This is a genomic window from Streptomyces europaeiscabiei, assembly GCF_036346855.1.
Lineage (GTDB): Bacteria > Actinomycetota > Actinomycetes > Streptomycetales > Streptomycetaceae > Streptomyces > Streptomyces europaeiscabiei.
Genome location: NZ_CP107841.1, coordinates 755,214 through 771,295, shown reverse-complemented (window position 1 = coordinate 771,295; position 16,082 = coordinate 755,214). Strand labels below are relative to the sequence as shown.

General features: G+C 71.4%; 11 protein-coding genes and 3 pseudogenes. 6 read left to right on the top strand and 8 right to left on the bottom strand.

Annotated features, from left to right (window positions below; genetic code table 11):
- Position 1: 1 nt before the first annotated feature.
- The 6 genes from OG858_RS03600 to OG858_RS03575 all read right to left on the bottom strand — a co-directional run bounded on the left by OG858_RS03600 (position 2) and on the right by OG858_RS03575 (position 7,003).
- Complete coding sequence (locus OG858_RS03600) at positions 2-622, bottom strand: hypothetical protein (protein ID WP_328545145.1); 621 nt, start codon at positions 620-622, stop codon at positions 2-4.
- Complete coding sequence (locus tag OG858_RS03595) at positions 619-2,538, bottom strand: alpha/beta fold hydrolase (RefSeq protein ID WP_319318734.1); 1,920 nt, start codon at positions 2,536-2,538, stop codon at positions 619-621. The genes OG858_RS03600 and OG858_RS03595 overlap by 4 nt, the downstream gene beginning before the upstream one ends.
- A 113-nt stretch (positions 2,539-2,651) precedes the next feature.
- Complete coding sequence (locus OG858_RS03590; protein ID WP_086752482.1) at positions 2,652-2,930, bottom strand: hypothetical protein; 279 nt, start codon at positions 2,928-2,930, stop codon at positions 2,652-2,654.
- Between the two features lie 248 nt (positions 2,931-3,178).
- A complete protein-coding gene (locus OG858_RS03585) occupies positions 3,179-4,609 on the bottom strand; it encodes a phytoene desaturase family protein (RefSeq protein ID WP_328545146.1) in 1,431 nt (476 codons plus the stop codon).
- Positions 4,610-4,867: 258 nt separating this feature from the next.
- Positions 4,868-6,214, bottom strand: a complete 1,347-nt coding sequence (locus OG858_RS03580) for a sensor histidine kinase (protein ID WP_328545147.1) — start codon at positions 6,212-6,214, stop codon at positions 4,868-4,870.
- Between the two features lie 99 nt (positions 6,215-6,313).
- Positions 6,314-7,003, bottom strand: a complete 690-nt coding sequence (locus OG858_RS03575) for a response regulator transcription factor (protein WP_327749350.1) — start codon at positions 7,001-7,003, stop codon at positions 6,314-6,316.
- A gap of 267 nt (positions 7,004-7,270) precedes the next feature.
- On the opposite strand from OG858_RS03575, the gene OG858_RS03570 reads away from it, so the two are divergent.
- From OG858_RS03570 to OG858_RS03555, 4 genes and pseudogenes are all read left to right on the top strand, one after another.
- The gene (locus OG858_RS03570) at positions 7,271-7,633 is read left to right on the top strand and encodes a response regulator transcription factor (RefSeq protein ID WP_086752486.1); all 363 of its coding nucleotides are present in this window, start codon (positions 7,271-7,273) and stop codon (positions 7,631-7,633) included.
- Between the two features lie 186 nt (positions 7,634-7,819).
- A pseudogene (locus OG858_RS03565) lies at positions 7,820-8,751 on the top strand (alpha-galactosidase D); the annotation flags it as partial.
- Between the two features lie 27 nt (positions 8,752-8,778).
- A pseudogene (locus tag OG858_RS03560) lies at positions 8,779-10,776 on the top strand (glycosyl hydrolase family 95 catalytic domain-containing protein); the annotation flags it as partial.
- A pseudogene (locus OG858_RS03555) lies at positions 10,728-11,135 on the top strand (GDSL-type esterase/lipase family protein); the annotation flags it as partial. The pseudogenes OG858_RS03560 and OG858_RS03555, both read left to right, overlap by 49 nt.
- Before the next feature lie 64 nt (positions 11,136-11,199).
- On the opposite strand, the gene OG858_RS03550 reads toward OG858_RS03555, so the two are convergent.
- Positions 11,200-12,321: a sensor histidine kinase gene (locus tag OG858_RS03550; protein ID WP_328545148.1), complete on the bottom strand. Its 1,122-nt coding sequence runs from the start codon at positions 12,319-12,321 to the stop codon at positions 11,200-11,202.
- Complete coding sequence (locus OG858_RS03545; RefSeq protein ID WP_086750007.1) at positions 12,318-12,995, bottom strand: response regulator; 678 nt, start codon at positions 12,993-12,995, stop codon at positions 12,318-12,320. Before OG858_RS03545 ends, OG858_RS03550 begins: the two co-directional genes overlap by 4 nt.
- A 191-nt stretch (positions 12,996-13,186) precedes the next feature.
- Here OG858_RS03545 and OG858_RS03540 point away from each other — a divergent pair, with 191 nt between their 5' ends.
- Together OG858_RS03540 and OG858_RS03535 are read left to right on the top strand one after the other, a co-directional pair.
- A complete protein-coding gene (locus OG858_RS03540) occupies positions 13,187-14,482 on the top strand; it encodes a DUF418 domain-containing protein (protein ID WP_319266246.1) in 1,296 nt (431 codons plus the stop codon).
- Positions 14,483-14,628: 146 nt separating this feature from the next.
- Positions 14,629-15,945, top strand: a complete 1,317-nt coding sequence (locus OG858_RS03535; protein ID WP_319266244.1) for a phytase — start codon at positions 14,629-14,631, stop codon at positions 15,943-15,945.
- Positions 15,946-16,082 lie beyond the last annotated feature (137 nt).

The window sequence follows — 16,082 nt, the reverse complement described above, 5'->3', positions numbered from 1 at the left end:
GTCACACCTTTGCGGGGGTCTTGGCCGGGGTCCGCGTCAACGGGGTGCCCGGGGCCTGGGGGTCGAGGGGGACGAACGGGGACACGAACAGCAGCGAGGGACGGTGACGCGTGTCGTAGCCGGTGGCCTTGGCCAGGGCGAACTGGAAGCCCCGGACGTCCTCGGGCACGGGCCCCCGGGACCTGATGAGGACGCGCAGGTTCTCGGTGATCATCCGGTACCCGGGCGTGCGCGCGGCCCCCTCGAAGCCGCCGAACTCCAGGGTCGGCAGGATGTCGGCGCAGGCGTCGACCATTCCCTTGTCCGCGCGGCGAGTGGGGAACCACACGATGTGCTGGGGCTTGCGGGTCTCCGTCGCGAACGCGTCGTGCCACGGAGAGGCGCCGCCGTCCGCGTCCACCGTGCGGTACAGGAAGTGACTGTCGTGCATACAGGGGTTGGGGGCGAAGAACCGCCAGTTCGGCACCAGGGACAGCACGTCCTTGGCACGGAACCGGGAGAACTGCTCGAAGGGGTGCTGGCCGGCGACGGTGACGACCAGCATGGCGGCGCCGGCGATCCGCCAGGCCGCGCCCTCGCCGGTGAACGGGTTCCGCGGCGGGAAACGTCGGGGGGTGCTCATCGCGTGGTCTCCTTGGCGAGAGTGACGGACCGGGCCGGCCGGGGTGCCCGGGCACGTTCCTCGACGCCCTGGAAGAACGCCAGGACGCGGTCGGTGACCTGGTGGGCGTAACGGCTGTTGATCAGCAGGGAGTCGTGTCCCGCGCCCTCGACGACCACCGTCTCGCCGGGTGCCCGGCGGTGGGCCTCGGCCAGTTCCCGGTGCATGAGCAGTTGCTCGGGGTCGCGGTCCACGGTCCGCTGGGCGGAGATCACCAGGCCGGGCACACCGTCGATCCGGTCGAGCGGCCCGGAGAAGGTCTTGAAGTCCTCCTGCAGGGCGGCCCATTCGCGGCGGGCCGCGTACCACATCCGGGTGTCCCCGTACTGGGCGAAGACCTTGTCGTGGTAGGCGGCGGGCAGTTCCTTGATCCACCACGGGCGGGTCAGCAGGGCCCCGGTGCCGAGGCGCAGTGCCCGGCTCATGGACGCGAAGGTGCTGCCCAGAGCGGCGCCGGTCACCCGCTGCTGGGCGGAGCGGTTGAACTGGTCCGGGTGTGAGGGGTCGAGGTAGACGACGCCGTGCACCCGGTCGCCGAGGTGCTGGACGGCACGACGGGCGAGTTCGCCGCCGATCGAGTGGCCGACCAGGATCACCTTGCGGTGCGGTGCCACGGCCCCGTTCACCAGGTCGACGAGGTCGTCGACGGACTCCGTCAGCCGGTAGGCGGTGACCGCCCGGCGGCGGCTTCCGGCGTATCCGGCGCGGGCGTAGCTGATGACGCCGTACGTGGTCTCGTAGGACAGCCGCTCGCTGATCCAGGCGTAGTGCTCGCTGGTGGACAGCAGGCCGGCGGCGAGCACGAAGACCGGCCGGTCGGTGTCGCCCGCCGACATCTCCTCGTACTGGAGCCGGTTGCCGTGTCGGGTCGTCAGCACGCGTGAGGTCCGCCAGCCCTCGGTGGCGCGCATGCGCCGTTGCACGGCGGTGACGGCCGCGGCCGCCGTCGCCCCGGCGAGCACGGTGAGCGCGGCCGGCAGGGCGCGGTCGTCGCGTCCCGCGACGGCGGGGTGGGTGCGGGGGGCCGCGGTGTAGGCGATCAGGGGGTGCATCGCGGGGAACGCGGTGGCGAACCTGCCGAGCCCCATGAAGTAGCCGTTGGCCAGGTGGAACGCGGCGGCGCTCGCCAGGACGGGACGGGTCAGCTTGCCGCCTTTGAGGTAGGCGAGCGGGAAGAGGCACTCCAGCGCCAGCACACTGTGGGCGAGCAGCTTGGCGGCCCGGGGGTTGTTCCGGATCCAGGTGTGCATGCCCTCGTGGCCGTAGGTGTGGGTGCGCATCACGCCCGGAAGTGCGGAGCCGTCGCGCCAGTCCGGGCCGAGCAGCTTGACCCAGCCGGAGACCAGGTAGGAGAGGTTGGACTGCAGGGCGACGTACCAGAGCAGGGCGTCCTTGGCGGCCGGCGAGGGCACCAGGCGGGCGCCGCCGGTGGCGAGTTGCACGAGGGTCGCCACCTGGTCGGCGCCGTCGCTCCCGTAGTGCTGGCGGGGGCCGAGGAGGGCGGAGGTCGCACCGAGGAAGAGGCTGCCCGCACCGCGCCAACCCGACTTGCCGGGTAGCAGCATGGCGGTGGCGACCGCGGCCCGTGTGACGTGCAGTGCCGTCGTGGTCCGTGGTCCGCTGGCGATGTCGATCAGCCGGCGCACGAGAGGGTTCGCGTGGGCGATGCTGTCCTTGGCGATCTCCCAGTCGTTCATGCCTCCCTTGTCCATCTCGTGGCGCTGGGTGAGGTACTCGAGGGACGAGGTGAGGCTCGTCGCGGCGGCCAGCCGCTCCGACAGGCCCAGCGCACGGTCCCGGCCCACCGGTATCGGGCTGAACACCGCGGAGGCGACCCTGCCCGGCACCGCGGAATTGATCCTTCGTACGAGTTTCATGGAACCTCTTTTCCTGGTACTTTTGAGCACGTTTTTCACGTGCGGAGGAACCCGCTGCCGGACCAGAACAGCCCTCTGGTCCGACAGCGGGTTCCTTGTGTTCACCGCCGGTGTCAGGCCGCGGGCGCGCCACCGACCGCCGCGAGGGCGGCCGCGTTCTGGGCGTTGGCCTCCGCCGCCAGGTTGTTGGCCTCCGCGGCCTGGGCGACACCGACCGCGGCGGTGGCCAGCGCCCCGATGGCCCCGACGCCCTCGGCAGCCTGGGCGAGCCCGCCCAGCCTGTTGCCCACCCGGGCGATCCGCGGGGTGCCCAGGGTCGGGCGAGCGGCGACGTAGACGACACCCTCGACGGGGATTTCCACGCTGTTCAGCGCGTTCTCGATGCTGCTCATTTCTTTGATCCTCTCGCTCTCGGGACTTCGGAAGTTCTTTTCTTCCGGTGCCCTTATGGAGAAAACACTAGGCTCTCGCCGCCCGCCTTCGCATCGATAAAAATGCCTATTGTTGGGCGCCTTCTTTCGTATCCGTAGGGAAATCCCGCGAGGCGCGGGCAAGGTCTGGACCGGGCATGGAAAAGGCCTGGACCGAAACGGTCCAGGCCTTTTCGTGGACAGGTGCGGGACGGGGCCGTCTCCCCGTCTCATCCCTCGCTGCGTCGCCGCCCGAGGTGACGCAGGGCCGACGCGGCGGCGTTCGCGCCGCACATGCCGTGGGCGCCGGCGCCCGGTGGTGACGCGGCGGAGCAGATGTACATCCCGGGGACCCCCGTGCGGTACGGGTCGAGGGCCACGCGGGGGCGCATCGCCAGCTGGAGGGCGGTGTTCGCCCCGGTGACGATGTCCCCGCCGACGTAGTTCGGGTTGTAGTCCTCGAACGCGGCCGGCGGGCGGACGGCCATGCCGAGAACACGCTCACGGAACCCCGGCGCGAACCGCTCGATCTGCCCGACGATTGCCTCGGTCGCGTCGCCGTCGAAGCCGTGCGGGACGTGGGCGTAGGTCCAGACCGGGTGGAGGTCGCCCTTCGAACGGCTGGGATCGGCCAGGTACTGCTGGCCGACGAGGACGAAGGGCCGCTCCGGCATGCGTCCGGCGTGGATCGTCCGCTCGGTGCCGGCGACCTCCTCGAACGTCCCGCCGAGGTGGACGGTGCCGGCCCGGCGGGCCGCCTCGCTGGTCCACGGGACGCCGCCCTCGACCGCGAAGTCGACCTTGAAGGCTCCGGGCCCGTGGCGGTAACGGCGGTAGGCGCGCGCGACCCGCCCCGGCAGCCGGTCGCCCAGGATGTCGGCGACCGTGCGGGGCACGAGGTCGAAGAGGACCACGTCGGCCGGGGGCAGATCGGCCGGGGAGCGCACCCGCACACCGGTCTCGATCCGGCCGCCGAACTCCGTGAGCTGCGCCGCGAGCGCGTCGCTGATGGCCCGGGAACCGCCCGCGGCCACGGGCCAGCCGTGCCGGTGACCCGCGGCGATGATCGTCAGGCCGACCGCTGCGCTGGCCGGCCGGTGGAACGGGCGGAAGGCGTGCGCGGCCACGCCGGCGAAGAGCGCGCGGGCGGTCCGCGACCGCCACAGCCGGGCCACCGCGGCGGCGGGCAGCAGGGCCTGCGGCCCGAAGGCCGCCAGGCGCAGCGGATGACGAGGCACGTGTGTGAGCGGCCGCATGAGGTCCTCGGCCAGCGCGTCGTAGCCGTTCGTGAGCGGCCCGAACATCCGCCGCCACCGTCGTCCGTCCACACCGCCGAGGCCGTCGGCCGTCTCCTCCACCGACCGGTGCAGGACCCCGGCCTCGCCGGAGTCCAGCGGATGCACGCAGTCGATGTCCGGCAGGCACCAGGTGAGCCCGTGCCGGCCGAGGTCGAGGCTCCGCAGGAAGGGCGAGCCGACCGCCATGGGGTGGGTGGCGGAGCAGTGGTCGTGCAGGAGGCCCGGGGTCAGTTCACTGGTGCGGGTGCCGCCGCCGATCGTGTCGGCGGCCTCCAGGACGGTGACCTCGATGCCCTCCCGGGCCAGGAACACGGCGGCTGCGAGACCGTTCGGACCGCTGCCCACCACGACGGCCGTAGTCATACGTCTCCTGCGTCTCCTCGACGTTGGGCACCGGTTCGCCGGTTCGCCGGTTCGCGAAGTGGCGAAGGGGGCGGACGGGAGAACGGTGGAACGGTGGAACGGGCCCTTGAGGGACCCGGTCCGGGCCGATTCACCACTCTGCGGGACGTGAGAAGGCCGTCCCGGCGCCTTTGGCTCTTCGACCTTAGGGGGTGGGCCGTCCCGGCGCGATTCGCAGAATTGCCTAATTCACGCCCCGGACCGACCGGTGCCGCAGTACTAACCCGCGTCCCAACTCATGTCCGGTTCTGGTTCCGTATGGGCATTCGGCTTGGCATGGCGTCCGGCCGGGCGGCGGGACACCGAAGCGGCGGACTTCTCCGACTTCTCCATGTCCTCGGGTGGGGCTTCCGGAAGTACCGGGAAATGGGCGATGAGCCACCAGCCGCCGTCGTCGGCCGGCCCTGCGGTCAGGGAGCCGCCGACCGCCTCCGCCCGCTCGCGCAGCCCGATCAGGCCGTAGCCGCCGCGCCCGCCCGTGGGACGGGAGACACGCCGCTCCGGCCCGTTGTTGTACACGTCGACCCGGAGCAGGTCGCCGCGGGTGAGATGGACGCGCACCGTCGCCTGGGTGCCCGGTGCGTGCCGCCGTACGTTGGTCAGCGCCTCCTGCACCACGCGGTGCACCGCGCAGCCCACCTCGGGCAGCAGTGTGCTCCTGCGGGCGACTCCGGTGATCTCCAGCTGGGCGGTCGATCCGTCGCCCTGTCCGCTGAACGCCGAGACCAGTTTGGTGAGTTCGGCGTAGGGCGTCTCGGGGTACTCGATGGCACTCTGCTCGCGGTCCTCGCGCAGCACACTGATCAGGCGGCGCATGGAGTCCATCGTCCGCTGCCCGGCCTCGGCGATGTTGTCCAGGATGGGGCCGACCTGCTGGGGCGAAGTCTCGTGGATCACCCCGGCGGCGTGTGCCTGCGCGATGATGCCCGTCACGTGGTGGGCGACGAAGTCATGCAGGTCCCGGGCGAGTTGCATGCGCTCGGCGAGCCGTACGGCGGCGACCGTACGGCGACGCCGGGCGTCCAGGGTGCGCAGGTGACACCCTGCTCCGACGGCCCCGCCGACGGCGAACGTCAGCAGGAAGGGGTACGTCAGGGTGATGCCTGTACCCCCGGTGCGCAGGGGTTCGTCGATGATGCTGGCCCCTATCGCGGCGGACAGGGCGAGGACGACGCCGGGCCGGGTGACGTTGCGGCAGGTGCGGGCGAGCAGGACCAGCATGCACGCCGTCTCCAACAGCCCCCACGCGGGCAGGGCCAGCCCCATCAGGGCGGTGCCCAGCGTCACCACCGTCGAGGCGCCAGCGGAGATCCCCGCCCGCCACTCGGTGCTCAGCCGCGGTTCCGGCACGAGCACCAGCGCCAGGGCGACGGGGCCGGTCACGAGCGGCAGCCAGTCGAGGGGGCCGCGCTGCTGCGACACGATGATGCCGACGTCGAGCAGCCACAGCACGCCCAGAGCCGGATACAGAGCGCGGTGCTTCAGCTGCCGCACGGGTAACCGCAGCGGGCCGAGGTGCGGCTGGGTCGCTTGTGCCGAAAGTGCCGCGAGTGACGAGGTTGTCATACAACCGCAGGCTAGGCATGCACATGCCTTGCTCGCAGACGGTGGATCGATCTGTGGGGAGGGACACAGATCATCCACAAGATGATCACGGCATCCCCGTCAACGCCCCGTCCGCACGGTCCCGTTGGCCCACGCCCACGCGGCCACCTCGACCCGATTGCGCACGCCCAGCTTGTGGTGGATGTGGCCCAGATGGGTCTTCACCGTGGACAGGGACAGGCACAGCTCGTCGCTGATCTCCTGATTGGTGCGGCCCACCGCGACCAGCCGGGCGACCTCCAGCTCCCGTGCGCTGAGCGAGGATTCGGGCACCCCGGTGCCATCCGCCGGAGCCGACGTCCGCTCCTCCAGCTGCCTCAGCAGCCGGACGGTCACCCCGGGCGACACCAGCGCGTCGCCCCGCGCCGCCGCCCGCACCGCCTCGATCAGCAACGCGGGGGCGGCGTCCTTCAACAGGAAGCCGCATGCTCCGTTGCGCAGCGCCACATTGAGGTAGTCGTCCTGGTCGAAGCTGGTGACGACCACGACGTGCGTCGGGTGCGTCGCCCCCGGCCCGGCCAGCAGTCGGGTCACCTCCAGTCCGTCCAGCTTGGGCATCCGGACGTCCACCAGGCACACGTCCGGCCGCAGCACGCGCGCCAACTCCACGCACGCGAGCCCGTCGGCGGCCTCTCCGACCACTTCGATGCCTTCCTGGGCGTCGAGGATGAGACGGAAGCCGGCCCGGACCAGATCCTGATCGTCGGCAATCATCACGCGTGTGGGGGTGCTGCTCACGGGGCCGAGCATGCCACGGATCACGTGACCGGTCCGGCCGTCCGCGGAAGCCGGCGGACCCGATGACCGTGCCGAATCGGGCGGTTGACACTTTCCCGGCGATAGCGGCGCCCGTGGCGGAAAGGCCGGGGTCGATCGGCCGATGACTACTGCCGGGTATCGGTCGAATGGTCGATGGCCGGGCACCGGATGTCACGGAAGAGTCACAGCGCACCAGACGGACGACCCACGGGGACGACCCACGGGTCCTCGACCCCCTCCGAACAAGGCAGGCACCCCATGGCAGTGGACAGCTCCGGCCGACTCAGCGCCCGGGAACTGGAGATCCTTCTTCTGGCGGCCCACGGCATGTCGGACGCGGACATGTCCCAGCGGCTGTCGATCTCCCCCCGCACCGTGGCTGCCCACATGCGCAGCATCAGGGAGAAGCTGTGCGCGAAGAACCGAACGCACCTCGTCGTCACGGCGTTGCGTGCGGGAATTCTCGCGCTGCGGACGGACTGGCTGGACAGGGCGGACCGTTCGGATCGCCCGGGGTGGCCGGACCGTCTCGACCGTCTCGACCGGCTTGATCGACTGGATGAAACGTTCCGCTTGACGGGACGGAGCGGGGTCCGGTCTCGGCCCGTCGGCGTCGCATAGCGCTCGGGCAGGCCGGGGTGGAGTGGGGCCCCGGCCCGTCGGCCCCTTCAGGTCGGTCGCCGATCCGTGGCGGCAGAGAGAAGATCTTCCTGCCACCCAGGGTGATCAACACACCCCCGGGATGCCGGAGTTGTGGCAAGGGGCTCGAACCGGCAAGTCCTGCTTCTTTTATTGACAGCAGAAAATATCGTCACCTGGGAGAACTCCGTCGAGGACCGCTGGGACGACACCCCGCCTGGACGCGCCACGCCGGCCCCGGCGGCTGGAACGACCTGGACTCCCTCAACGTCGGCAACGGCGAGATGGACGGGCTCACCAAGGCCGAACGGCAGAGCTACGCCACCCTGTGGGCCATCGCCAAGTCGCCCCTCTACACCGGCGACGACCTGACGCGCCTCGACTCCTACGGGCTCTCGCTCCTCACCAACAAGGAGGTCATCGCGGTCAACCGGGGCGGCGCCCCGCCCGCCAGGCCCCTCACCCCCTCCGACGACCAGCAGGTCTGGGCGGCGAAGAACCCCGACGGTGGCTTCACGGTCGCCCTGTTCAACCTCGGCGAGGCGCCCGCGTCCGTGAGCGCCGACTGGTCCGCCCTCGGCTTCTCCGGCAAGGCGAAGGTCCGCGACCTGTGGAACCGCGAGAACCTAGGCGTGTACAAGGACAAGGTCACGCAGGCGCTCCCCGCGCACGGCTCGCGGCTGTTCACCGTCACCCCGCAGGGCCCGGCCCTGACGAAGACGGCCTACGAGGCGGAGGCGGGGACCAACACCCTCGCCGGCAACGCCTCTGTGGCCGACTGCGGCGCCTGCTCCGGCGACAGGAAGGTCGGCAGCCTCTACCTCGGCGGCAGGCTCACCATGAACGGCGTCACGGTCGCGAAGGCGGGACGGTACGTCGTGGACATCTCCTACGTCAGCGGTGATGCGCGGTCCGTGCGGATCTCGGCCAACAGCGGCGGTGCCACCGGGCACAGGTTCCCCTCCACGGGCGACTGGGGGACCGTCGAGACGGTGAGTGTGCCGCTCAACCTGAAGGCCGGCGCCAACACCGTCACCTTCGACAGCGGCGACGGCTACGCCCCGGACATCGACCGGCTCGACGTTCCGAACCTGTCCTGACGGACGGCCTCGCAAGGGAGCGCAACCATGGACACTCCACGCCCCGATTCGCTGCGAACCCTCCCCGGCAGACGCGGCCTGCTCTCCGTCGCCGCCGCCGGCGGAGCCCTGACCGCCCTCGGCGTGCTGCCCGCCTTCTCCGCCTCCGCCGCACCCGCGAGACCCGTCGGCTCCCCGATGCTGCCCGAGGGCCAGGGCGGCACCACCGAACTGTGGTGGCAGGCACCCGCCGACGACGGCTCGATGATCACTCAGGGCCTCCCGGTCGGCAACGGCCGCCTCGGGGCGCTCGTGGGCAACGACCCCGGCCGGGAACGGCTGTTCCTCACCGACGCCACCCTGTGGACCGGAGACCTCAACCCGACCCTGGACGACGACGGCCAATTCCCCTACGCCCGTGAGAACTTCGGGTCGTTCACCCTGCTGGGCAAGCTGACCGTCGACATCCCGACCACGACCTCTCGGCCGTCTCCGGGTACCGGCGCGCCCTCGACCTCCGCCAGGGCCTGGTCACGGCCGCCTACGTGCGCTCCGGCGTGACGTACCGACGCCAGGTGTTCGCCAGCGGGCCCGACGACGTCATCGTCCTGCACTTCACCCAGGACGGCGGCGGGCGCTACAGCGGCGACATCAGCCTGGACGGCACCCACGGCGAGGCCACCACGGGCACGCGGTCGGGCCGGTACGCGTCCTTCGGTGCACAGTTCGCGAACGGGCTGCGGTACGGGGGCGGCCGTCACCGCGTACGGCAGCGGCGGGACCGTCGCCGTCGTCGGGGCGCGGATCTCCTTCCGGAACTGCCGAAGCCTGACGGTGATCGTCGCAGGCGGCACGAACTACGCGCCCGACCCGGCCACCGGCTACCGCGCCCCGTCGCTCGACCCGCGCAGGCTGGCCCGCGGTAAGGTCCTCGACGCCGCCGAACACTCCGCGGCCACCCTGCTGCACACCCATGTCGCCGACCACCGCGAGCTGTTCGAGCGCATGGACGTGTCGCTCGGCACATCCAGCCCCTTGCAACGAGGCATGGACACCTGGGAGCGGATCGGGGCACGGCACACCGACGACACGCCCGACCCCGAACTCGAAGCGGCCTACCTGCAGTTCGGGCGCTACCTGATGATCGCCGGCTCGCGCGGCAGTCTGCCGCTGAACCTCCAGGGCCTGTGGCTCGACGGCAACGACCCGGACTGGATGGGCGACTACCACACCGACATCAACCTCCAGATGAACTACTGGATGGCCGACCGGGCCGCCCTCTCCGACTGCTTCGACGCCTTCACCGACTACTGCCTGGCCCAGCTGCCCTCGTGGACCGAACTCACCCGCACCCGCTTCGACGACCCCCGCAACCGCTACCGCAACCCCACCGGGAAGCTCGCGGGCTGGACCGTCGCCATCTCCACCAACATCCACGGCGGCATGGGCTGGTGGTGGCACCCCGCCGGCAACGCCTGGCTGTGCAACTCCCTCTACGAGCACTACGAGTTCACCCAGGACCGCACCCATCTCGCCCGCATCCACCCGATGCTCAAGGGGGCCTGCGAGTTCTGGGAGGCGAGGCTGCTGACGACGACCGTCACGGACCCGGTCTCCGGCGAGAAGCGGGAGGTCCTCGTCGCCGACAGTGACTGGTCACCCGAGCACGGCCCGCTCGACGCCAAGGGCATCACCTACGCCCAGGAGTCGGTCTGGGCCCTGTTCGCCAACTACCTCACGACGTGCGAGGTGTTGGGCAGGGACACCGCGTACGCACGGACCGTCGCCGGCCTCCAACGACGGCTCCATCTGCCGGGGGTGAGCCCGAAGACCGGCTGGCTGGAGGAGTGGATGTCCCCCGACAACCTGGGGGAGACCACCCACCGGCATCTGTCCCCCCTCGTCCAGCTGTTCCCCGGCGACCGGATCCGCCCGGACGGCTCGACGCCCGAGGAGATCGTCGAGGGCGCGAGGGCGCTGCTCACCGCGCGGGGCACCCCGGCGTCCGCACGGTCCTCCTCTTCGAGGGCGTCAACGACATCAAGGCGCACACCGGTGTCACGGCCGGGGACCTGATCGACGGCTACCGCCGGATCATCGGCCGCGCGCACGCCGCCGGTGTGTGCGTCGTCGGGGCGACGGTCGGGCCCTTCAAAGGCTGGTACGAGTGGGACGCGGCGGCCGAGAGCGTACGGCAGGAGGTCAACGCGTTCGTCCGCACCGGCGGGGAGTTCGACGCCGTGGCGGACTTCGACCAGGTCCTGCGCAACCCCTACGACCACGAGCGGATCCTGCCGTTCTTCGACAACGGCGATCACCTGCACCCCAACGACGCCGCCATGAACGCGCTGGCCGACGCGGTCCCCGTCGACGGCCTCTCCTGCGACCGCCGTGCGCAGGAGTGAGCGCGCCGATGGTGACTTTCGGATCGTCCCGGTGGCTCACACCGTCGGCTCCCCGGGGGCCGTTTCAGGGTCCGCCGTCACTCGGCAGCTCCAGTCGCAGCTCGTAGCCCCCGTCCCGCAGATGCCTGGACGTGACCGTTCCGCCGAGGAGTTCGGCCCGCTGGCGCAGGCCGATCAGACCGTGGTGGGCCCCCGGCAGCGAGAGGGCAGGACGGCTGGGCGCGGTGTTGGTGACGGTCGCGTGGAGGGTGCCCTCACGCTGGAGGACGCGGATGGTGGCCGTGGCGCCGGGGGCGTGCTTGCGAATGTTGGTGAGGGCTTCCTGAACGGTGCGGTAGACGGCGCGCTGGACGGGCGGCGGGAGATCGGCGGGCAGGTCCGTCCGCAGGTCGGTGTCGATGCCACTGCCGGTGACGAGCCGGTCGAGGTCGGCCAGGGAGGGCTGCGGGGTGAGTTCGGTGGGGCGGCTGCCGGAGGCGCGCAGAATGCCGACCATGTGCCGCAGCTCGTCCAGCGTCTGCACGCTGAGCAGCCGGATCGTGGCCGCGGCCTCCTTCACCTGCGGGTCCCGGCTGCCGACCTGGAGGGCTCCGGCGCGGACGGCGATCAGACTGACCTGGTGGGAGACCGCGTCGTGCATCTCCCGGGCGAGCTGGGCGCGTTCCTTCGCCAGGACGCTCTGCGCGATCAGCAGCCGCTCGTGCTCACGGGCCTCGGAGACCTCGACGAGACGCAGGGACAGCTCCCGGCGGGCATGGACGAGCTGCCCGAGGAAGAGGGGCGCGGTCGCCTGCGCCACGCTGTAGGAGAGGGGGATCAGGGCCTGACGGTCGGACAGGTCGGCGAACTCCGGCGACGGCCACGACCACCAGGTGAGGTCGCAGACCGTGAACCCCAGCGCGCACACGGCCAGGAGCGCCCGGTGGTGGGTGCGCGAGGCGAGCGTGTACAGCGCCACCAGCGTGGCGAACACCGCGTCCGTGAACAGGGCGGTCGGCAGGGTGAGCAGGAAGGTCGCCGACGGCAGCCTGCGGCGTATGACGAGCGCCAGGGCCGCGAGCAGTGCGGCGGCCAGTTCCCGGGGGTGACGGGTGCCCACGTCGTGGATCCACACGTCGAGCAGCGAGGCCGCCACGAGCACGGTGTCCATCGCCGGCCCGTGCGGGGCGCGGGCGGGGGACCTCATCCGCCCTCCCGTTCGCCGGCGACGGAGCGCGACGGCCTGAGCAGGCCCGCGCGCTCGGCCAGCAGCGCTGCCTGCACCCGGCTGCTCACCTCCAACTTGGTGAGGAGCGCGCTCACATGGTCCTTGACCGTCCCGGTGCTCAGATGCATGCGGTCACCGATGTCGGTGTTGGACAGCCCTTCGGTGATGAGGACGAGAACGGCGCGCTCGCGTTCGGTGAGCCGGTCCACCAGCCGGACGGCGGCCCGCCGAGGGCCGTTGTCAAGATAGCCGTCCACCACGGCACGGGTCACCCGCGACGCCAGTACGACACCTCCGGCCGCCAGCGTCCTCACCAGATAGGGCAGTTGCTCCGGGTCGGTGTCCTTGAGGAGGAAACCGGCGGCCCCCGAGCGCAGGGCCGCTGCCACGTACTCGTCCATGTCGAAGGTGGTGAGCATGGCCACCACGGGAGGGCGGGGGAGTCTGCGGAGTGCGGCGAGGACGGTGAGCCCGTCCACGTCCGGCATACGGATGTCCAGCAGGACGACCTCGGGACGCAGCTCCCGTACGGCGTGGACCGCCCGGCCGCCGGGGACCGCCGCCACCACGTCGATGTCGTCCGCGGAGTTGAGGATGTGCTCGAAACCCGTGCGGATCAGGGCTTCGTCGTCGACCACCAGTACCCGGATCACCTGTGCCCCGCTCGCCGTCGGACCACCACTGGACTGCTCGTGGAATCCCTACGACGTCCGGGACCGCCGACGGGTTCCTTTTTCTCCCGGTTTCCGGTCACCTGGCGGGGGTGGCTCCGGCTGGTCGGCGGGAACCTTCCAGCCACCCGCCGGATGGGCTCGCGCCCCTCGCGCCCCCGACTCTGAAGGCCATGACACCAGACACGTCATCGGACCTGTCGTCCAAGCCGGCCAACGCGCCCGCCGCCATGCCGTGCGCCGCCGCGCCGCCCCCCGCCGTCCCGTCCGCCGCGACCGAAGCGGGCCGCCCCGCCGCACTCTCCCGTGGGCCCTCGGCCGGGCGGCTGGTGGGCATCGATCTGGCCCGTGGGCTCGCGGTCCTCGGCATGTACGCCGCCCATGTCGGCCCGGACCCCGCGGCCGGCGGGCCGCTGGGCTTCGTCATGGAGCTGGCGCGGGGCCGTTCCTCCGCGCTGTTCGCACTGCTCGCCGGATTCACCCTCGTCCTCATCACCGGCCGCCCGCACCCGCGTACCGGGCGCGGCGGACGGCAGGCGGTGGCCCGGATGGTCATCCGTTCCGTCGCCCTGATCGCCCTGGGGTTCGCCCTGACCGCCCTCGACACCGAAGTCGACGTGATCCTCGCCTTCTACGGGCTGGCCTTCCTCGCCGTCCTCCCGCTGTACCGGCTGAGCGCCCGGACGCTCGCGATCCTCGCCGCCGTGAACGCGCTCGTCATGCCCCAAGTCCTGTACGTGATACGCCTGTCGATCGAGGAGGGAAACTGGGCGGACACCGTCGTCGCCCGGGATCCGCTGGCCCGGATCGGCCACACGGACGGCTTCGTGGAACTGCTGTTCGCCGGCGAATACCCCGTGCTCACCTGGGCGCCGTTCATGCTCGCCGGCATGGCGGTGGCCCGCCTCGACCTCACGCGGAGCGCGGTCCGCACCCGACTGGCTCTCATCGGCGGGGCGTCGACCCTGCTCGGCTACGGTGGCTCCTGGCTGGCCCTCCGCCTCGTCCCGCACGCGCAGGCCACCGTCGCCGCCACCACCGACGGTGACGCGGCCGCCTCGGCCTGGTGGTCCGACACCGTCGGCCCCCTCGTCGACGACACCCCGGCGGCCTGGCTCCTGGTGGGCGCCCCGCACAGTCAGACGACCTTCTCCATCCTCGGCAACACCGGTGTCGCGCTGCTGGTCGTGGTCCTGTGCATGACGGCCATGGACCGGCTCCCGCGATTCGGCCGCCTCGCCACCCCCGTCCGCGCCGTCGGGATGACGGCCCTGACCGCGTACGTACTGCACATCCTCGCCGTCAGGGAGTTCGGCATGGAGGACGAGACCGGACCGGCGCTCGTCGACCTCCTCCTCCACAGTTCTGTCGCGCTGCTGACAGCCACCGCCTGGACCCGGTGGTTCCGGCGTGGACCGCTGGAGCATCTGCTCCACCTGTGCACGCGCCCGGCACGCCACATCAGGTGATGACCGGACGAACTTCGGCCGAACCGCAGCCGTTTCACCATGACGGCATGGACAGGTCATGTCCGCCTGTACGCAAGCTTCTCTCCGCACCATCTGCATGTCCCCGACACACGACGGCATACATGACGGTAAGGAAGCGAACGCCTGTGAGAACGCCAAGGACCGCTCGAGGACTCGCCCTCCTCGCCTCCGGCACCGCCCTGACCACCTGCCTCGCGGCAACCCCCGCAGGAGCGGGTACGTCCGCCCTCCCGGCGGTGACCGCGACGAGCGAATCGGCCGCGCTGTACGACGACGAGGCCGGCGGCAACTCCGACGCCGACGACCCGGCGATCTGGCGGAACCCCGCCGACCCGGGCCGCAGCCTCGTCGTCGCCACCGCGAAGGAGGGCGGCCTGCGCGTCTACGACCTGGACGCCCGCCTGGTGCAGTCGGTGCCCGCGCCGAAGCCGCCGACGGCGGACGACGCCCCCGGCCGGTACAACAACGTCGACCTCGTCACCGGCCTGCGCACCTCCGCGGGCCGGGCCGACGTGGCCGTGGTCAGCGACCGGGGCAACGACCGGCTGCGCATCTACCGCGTCGATCCCTCCCGCCCGAACGGCCCGCTGACCGACATCACGGACCCGGCCGCCGCCCCCGTGTTCTCCGCCGACCAGGCCGAGATCAACGACCAGCACACCGCGTACGGCCTCGCCACCTGGACGGACAGGGCCACCGGCCGCACGTACGCGCTGGTCAGCCAACGCGAGCGCACCCGCCTCGCCCTGCTCGAACTCGTCCCGGCGGCGCACGGCAAGGTCGGCTACCGCAAGATCCGCACCCTCGACCTGCCCTCATCCTTCCGTCTGCCCGACGGCACGAGGTGGAGCCCCTGCGGTGAGCCCGGTGAACTCCCGCAGGTCGAGGGCATGGTCGTCGACCCCGCCACCGGCACCCTCTACGCCGGGCAGGAGGACATCGGCATCTGGCGCCTGCGCGCCGACCTCACCGGCAAGCCGGTCCTGGTCGACAGGACCAGGGAGTACGGGGTACCCGGCACGTACGACGAGGAGAGCGAGGAGTGCGCGCCGGGTGCCGACCCCGGCTACGGCGGGAAGCGGCTGTCGGCCGACGTCGAAGGTCTGACGATCTATCAGGATCGCGGAGGGGACGGCTACTTGCTCGCCTCCAGCCAGGGGGACAACACCTTCGCCCTGTACGACCGCGAGGTGAGCGAGGGCAACGAGTACGAGGGCGGCTTCCGGATCGCGGCCGCGTCGGACACCCTCGACGGCGTCCAGGAGTGCGACGGCGCCGCCGTCCTCAACGCCCCGCTGGGCAGCCGCTATCCACGCGGCCTCCTCGTCGTCCAGGACGGCCACGAGACCCCCGGGACTTCGGACGGGGAGGGCGGCACCCGCACGGCCACCGGCTTCAAGTTCGTCGACCTCGGCGAACTGGTGGACGCCACCGGCATGTGAGGGGCCCGTCACGGCCGCCGGAGGAGGTCGGCGGCCGTGACGACCGGTTCGCGGGCCGGCGCACGGAGGTGGGGAGGATCCGCCAGTGGGTGACGCCGAGGACTGCGACTTGGGCGTACGGCTACGGAGCTGCGCCG

Bases quoted from the DNA above. Each gene is read 5' to 3' on its own strand.
- OG858_RS03600 (WP_328545145.1), bottom strand. From the start codon at position 622: ATGAGCACCCCCCGACGTTTCCCGCCGCGGAACCCGTTCACCGGCGAG.
- OG858_RS03570 (WP_086752486.1), top strand. From the start codon at position 7,271: ATGGCAGTGGACAGCTCCGGCCGACTCAGCGCCCGGGAACTGGAGATC.
- OG858_RS03575 (WP_327749350.1), bottom strand. From the start codon at position 7,003: ATGCTCGGCCCCGTGAGCAGCACCCCCACACGCGTGATGATTGCCGAC.
- OG858_RS03595 (WP_319318734.1), bottom strand. From the start codon at position 2,538: ATGAAACTCGTACGAAGGATCAATTCCGCGGTGCCGGGCAGGGTCGCC.
- OG858_RS03590 (WP_086752482.1), bottom strand. From the start codon at position 2,930: ATGAGCAGCATCGAGAACGCGCTGAACAGCGTGGAAATCCCCGTCGAG.
- OG858_RS03580 (WP_328545147.1), bottom strand. From the start codon at position 6,214: ATGACAACCTCGTCACTCGCGGCACTTTCGGCACAAGCGACCCAGCCG.
- OG858_RS03550 (WP_328545148.1), bottom strand. From the start codon at position 12,321: ATGAGGTCCCCCGCCCGCGCCCCGCACGGGCCGGCGATGGACACCGTG.
- OG858_RS03540 (WP_319266246.1), top strand. From the start codon at position 13,187: ATGACACCAGACACGTCATCGGACCTGTCGTCCAAGCCGGCCAACGCG.
- OG858_RS03585 (WP_328545146.1), bottom strand. From the start codon at position 4,609: ATGACTACGGCCGTCGTGGTGGGCAGCGGTCCGAACGGTCTCGCAGCC.